This is a genomic window from Inquilinus limosus MP06 (assembly GCF_000767795.1).
Classification (GTDB): domain Bacteria; phylum Pseudomonadota; class Alphaproteobacteria; order DSM-16000; family Inquilinaceae; genus Inquilinus; species Inquilinus limosus_E.
On sequence record NZ_JANX01000817.1, the window covers coordinates 1 to 2,043 of the forward strand.

Annotated in this window: 3 protein-coding genes; 2 read left to right on the plus strand and 1 reads right to left on the minus strand. The window is 71.2% G+C overall.

Features of this window, described 5'->3' with window-relative positions; genetic code table 11:
• The coding region (locus P409_RS39610) for a calcium-binding protein (protein WP_034848553.1) at positions 1-461 on the plus strand (461 nt) is incomplete at its 5' end.
• Positions 462-599: 138 nt separating this feature from the next.
• Here P409_RS39610 and P409_RS32755 read toward each other — a convergent pair.
• Positions 600-1,493, minus strand: coding sequence for a LysR family transcriptional regulator (locus P409_RS32755; RefSeq protein ID WP_034848556.1), 894 nt, complete (start codon positions 1,491-1,493; stop codon positions 600-602).
• Between the two features lie 129 nt (positions 1,494-1,622).
• Here P409_RS32755 and P409_RS32760 point away from each other — a divergent pair.
• Positions 1,623-2,043 (plus strand): MFS transporter (locus tag P409_RS32760; RefSeq protein ID WP_034848559.1); only part of this gene is annotated, 421 nt, incomplete at its 3' end.

Genomic DNA, 2,043 nt, shown 5'->3' on the forward strand with positions numbered 1-2,043 from the left:
TGACGATCGGCACCGGCGACGGCAACGACCTGGTCAACGCCGCCGCCGTGGCGGCCGGCCGCATCGGCCTCACCCTGTCCGGCGGGGCCGGCGACGACCGGCTGATCGGCAGCGCCGGCATCGACACCTTCATCGGCGGCGCCGGGGCCGACCGCTTCGGCCTCGCCGCCGCCGCGCACAGCGTGGTCGGGGCCAAGGCCGACCGCATCGCCGACTTCCACCGGGCCGAGGGCGACCGCATCGACCTGGCGGCGGTCGATGCCAACACCGCCGTCGCGGGCAACCAAGCCTTCACCTTCATCGGCACCGGCCTCTACACCGGTGTCGCCGGCCAGCTGCGCTACGCCTTCAACGGCGCCGACACGACCATCGCCGGCGACGTCAACGGCGACAAGGTCTCCGACTTCCACATCGTGCTCACCGGTGCCATCGCCCTGGTGGCGGCCGATTTCATGCTGTAGGGCGAGACAAGGCCGGATCGGGCCACCCGATCAAGGCGAGGCACTGCTTCAGCCCTACGCCGTCATTGCTTCGCTGCGCTCGCAATGACGATTCTGGGAATTCTGAAAGGGTGTCGCTTGCGGCCGAGCGGGGACGGCTCAGGGCGCCGGGATCAGCCGGGTGCACAGGAAGTCGACGAACACCCGCACCTTCGGCGACAGCTGCCGGCTGGACGGCCACAGCGCCCAGAACAGGCCGGGCGGGGCCTGATAGGCGTCGAGCACCGTCCGCAGGGTGCCGGCCTGCAGCGCCCGCCCGACGATGAAGTCCGCCGTGTACAGCAGGCCCAGCCCGCGTTCCGCCGCGGCGATGAGCGCATCGGTGCTGTTGGAGACGAGCGTCGCCGGCACGCGCCAGGGGCGCGCGCCGGGTTCCGCCTGCAGCGTCCACTCCATCATCGCGCCGGAGGTCGGGAATTTGTAGCGCAGGCAGGCATGGCGCTCGAGATCCGCCGGCCTTGCCGGCACGCCGTGCCGCGCGAGGTAGCCGGGCGACGCGACGACGTGGAAGCGGAACTGTCCGACGCGCCTGGACATCAGCCGGGAGTCGCTCAGCACGCCGCTGCGCATCACCACGTCCAGCCCCGCCTCGATCACGTCGACGATGCGGTCGTTGAAGTCGAGATCCAGCTCGATCTCGGGATAGGCCTGCATGAACTCCGGCAGCACCGGCACCAGCAGCCGGTGCGTGGCCAGCGGCATGCTGACCCGCAGCCGGCCGCGCGGCGCGTCCAGCGCGCGCTGCAGCTCCGCCTCCGCATCGGCGATGTCGCCCAGGATGCGCTGGCAGCGCTCATAGAACAGCGCGCCCTCGGCGGTCAGGCTGATCCGCCGGGTGCTGCGCTGGAACAGCCGGGCGCCCAGCCGCTCTTCCAGCTTCGCCACCGCCTTGCCGACCGCCGAGGCGGTGAGGCCGAGCTCACGGCCGGCGGCGACGAAGCTGCGCGCCTCGGCGGCGCGGACGAAGGCGGCAAGGCCGTTCAGATTGTCCATGGCGAGCCCGATTGCGGAACGATATTCCGGTCAGAGCGGAATTTCTGCCGATTGGCCCAGCATTACGGCGAGATTATCTCTGGTGCAAGCCGCGACGGAATGCGGCCTCCCGTCACCAACGAGTTGCCCATGCCCCGGACCTCCGATTCGGCGGCCATGGCACCCGCGCCCTCCGCCGGCCACAGCCGGACGGAGAGCCTGCTGGTGCTGGCCGCCGTGTGCCTGTCGCTGCTGGCCCTGCCGTTCAACTTCACCGGTCCGGCCGTGGCGATGCCGGCGATCGCCCGCTCGCTCGGCGGCGACCCGATCGCGCTGAACTGGATCACCAACGCCTTCATGCTGTGCTTCGGCAGCACGCTGATGATCGCCGGCGCCCTGGCCGACAGCTTCGGCCGCAAGCGCGTGTTCCTGATCGGGCAGCTGGTGTTCCTGGCCTCCTCCCTGGCTCTGACCCAGGTGCGCGACCTGCTGTGGCTCGACCTGCTGCGGGCGCTGCAGGGCGGCGCCGGCGCCGCCGCCTTCTCCGCCGGCCTCGCCGCGTTGGCGCAGG